The sequence below is a fragment of the Kribbella albertanoniae genome, from assembly GCF_004348455.1.
GTDB classification, from domain to species: Bacteria; Actinomycetota; Actinomycetes; order Propionibacteriales; family Kribbellaceae; genus Kribbella; species Kribbella albertanoniae.
The window spans coordinates 1-2,392 of record NZ_SMKA01000488.1 but is presented as its reverse complement, the minus strand read 5'-3'; the positions used below and the strand labels follow the sequence as shown (position 1 = coordinate 2,392).

The window sequence follows — 2,392 nt, the reverse complement described above, 5'->3', positions numbered from 1 at the left end:
CCACCGAACTGGTCGCCACCCTCCACCACGAAACCCCGGTGAAGCCCGACCCGTACGCCAACCCCACCCCGTTCGAGGACCTGCTGAATAGCTGATACTTGGCGCATGAGGCGCTGGGCTGCGGTCTGCTTTGTGTTGAGTGGGCTGGTGCTTGTGGTCGGCTGGGTGACGCGGGACGGGGACGAGCGGCTGGATGGTGCGCCGACGACGACTGCGACGGTGGTGGGGGTAGCCGGCTCGTCGCTGGACCTCGATCTGACCTTGCCGGGCGGGGAGGTGGTGCGAGCGAGCACCACGGAGTTCCGCGACGTACCGGCCAAGGGTGCGCAGTTGCAGGTCCAGTACGCCGTGGACGGGAAGGACCTGGTCGTGCGGGAGGCCGGGCTGAAGTCGGGCCAGGATGCGTGGGGATCGTTGATCGCGGCCGGCGCGTCGGCGCTGATCGGGTTCGTCCTGCTGGTGCTCAGGACGCGCGGCGAGCAACCGAGCGACGTCGGCAAGAAACGCGGTTAGGCGCCAGTACTCGCGATCGGCTCCTTCATTTGAGGACGATCGTGGCTGCGTAGCCGGCGTCTCGGGAGCTGGGGCGGGTTCGGAAGAAGGCGAGGTGGCCGTTGTGCCAGTCGACGGCACCGGCATCGACATGCTGGGTGAGGTCGCTGCCGCCGGGGCGGGTCATGGATCTGGTTGCCGGAGGCAATATTGCGGTCGCGGTCAGGGTGCCGCTCTTGCGATCCACCCGCACCAGCGCGCCCGGATCGTCCTTGGTCGGCAGCAGGTAGACGATCGGATGGCCGTCGGCGTCCAGTCCGATCGGTTCAGTGACCTTGTGCTGGGTGTCCCAGGCCGATCGCCACAACGCGTTGCCGGTCAGGACGTCGTACGCCTCGATGCCGTTGCGCTGCTGGAGAAACAGAGTGCCGTCGGAGACAACATGCCGCGAGCAGTCGTACAGGCCGTGTCCGCCGGCCGGTTCGCAGGGATCAGAGGCGGATCGTGTCCTCAGGTCGACGACGACCTGGTGTTTGCCGGTCCGGGGATCGAGCCTCCAGACCTCCTTCTTGCCAAGCCCGTCCAGGACGCGGACGAGGAGGGGATCGACCGAGAGCACTCCGACGAGCAAGGTCGGGCGCTTGCCCCGCACGGGCAGATTGAACTTCCAGAGAATCTTGCCTGCGGCATCGAACCCCACCAGGTGGCGGCCCTTGTCGCCCGAGCGTGAGCAGTTCCGGTACGCCAGCCCCACCGTGCCGATCGCGTCGTAGTGAGTACTGAAACACTCGCGCTTCGGGTTCGGCTGCTCGATCACCGCACCGTTGGTCAGGTTGAGGATGTGCCCACCCTTGTCGGTGGGGATGTAGAGCCGGTCCCCAAGGATCGCCGGGCGGTGGTCGGCCCGCGGGAAGTCCAGGATCGTCGGCTCCGAGCGGATCTGGCCGGCCGGCGCGAGCTCCTTCGACCAGACCACCTTGCCGTGGACAACATCGACGACCGTGACTCGCCGGCAGCCGTCCTGCCGCGTTCCTTGCAGTACGGCGACGTACCCCTTACCGGACTGTTGCCGCGAGGCCCCACAGAAGTGATTGTCCGGCAGGCTCACCTTGTACGCCGTCTGACCGGTGCCGAGGTCGTAGCCGATCAACTCGTTCGGCATCGAACGGACCAGGTACTTGTCGGTCCACCAGCGCGCCGTCAGACGGTCGCTGCCCTCCTTCGGGATGTAGTTCGACGCGAACCGTTCCTGCAGCACGTACTGGAGTTCGCGGTCGACATCGAGTCTCGAACCACCGAACAGCCCGAGCGGGATCCGGAAGTAGTACAGCCCGCCTCCGACGACGCCGATCAGACCGACGACCAGCACCAGCGCAAGCGCGACGAGGCCGCCCTTCTTCTTCGGCCTCCGGTGGTTGGGCCCGGGCTGCGGCGGCCACGGCGGCTGCTGGCCAGGAGCGAGGTGCTGGGGCCACTGTCCCGCCGGCGGCGGAAATCCTCCCGGCGGCGGCCCGTACGGCGTGACCGGCGGTCCGTACCCAGGCTGTTGCCCGTACTGACCGGGCGGAGGCCCGTAGGGACCAGGTGGAGGAGGCTGCTGACTGGAGGACACACACGGAAGTGAACCGCCGGACAGGGGTCGCCTACAGGCGTCTGCGGCGCGCGGAAAGCGACCAGAAAGCGGGCAGCAAGCGGGGTCTCAACTGCTGGTCACATGCCCAGCAGTTGCCGTACGTCGATCGCCTCGGGTGACCCGTAAGCCTCGAACATGTTCAGCGCTTCCCGCAGATGCTCGCGCCCCGCCCCGGCCTCACCCAGCAGCCGGAGCGCCCGAGCCTGCCCGAGAAAGTGTCCCGTCCGCTGATGGATCCCCAACGCTTCTTCGCCCCTGTCTCTTAGA

3 protein-coding genes are annotated in these 2,392 nt (G+C 67.4%); 1 reads left to right on the top strand and 2 read right to left on the bottom strand.

From position 1 onward, the window contains the following. The first annotated feature begins 105 nt into the window (after positions 1-105). The gene (locus E1261_RS44415) at positions 106-513 is read left to right on the top strand and encodes a hypothetical protein (protein ID WP_132416349.1); all 408 of its coding nucleotides are present in this window, start codon (positions 106-108) and stop codon (positions 511-513) included. A 25-nt stretch (positions 514-538) separates the two neighbouring features. Here the strand turns inward: E1261_RS44415 and E1261_RS44410 are convergent, their stop codons facing one another. Next, on the bottom strand, positions 539-2,104 hold the full coding sequence (locus E1261_RS44410) for an outer membrane protein assembly factor BamB family protein (protein ID WP_132416347.1): 1,566 nt from the start codon (positions 2,102-2,104) through the stop codon (positions 539-541). Between the two features lie 98 nt (positions 2,105-2,202). Further along, positions 2,203-2,392, bottom strand: a 190-nt coding sequence (locus E1261_RS44405) for a hypothetical protein (protein ID WP_132416345.1), incomplete at its 5' end; no start/stop codon positions are given.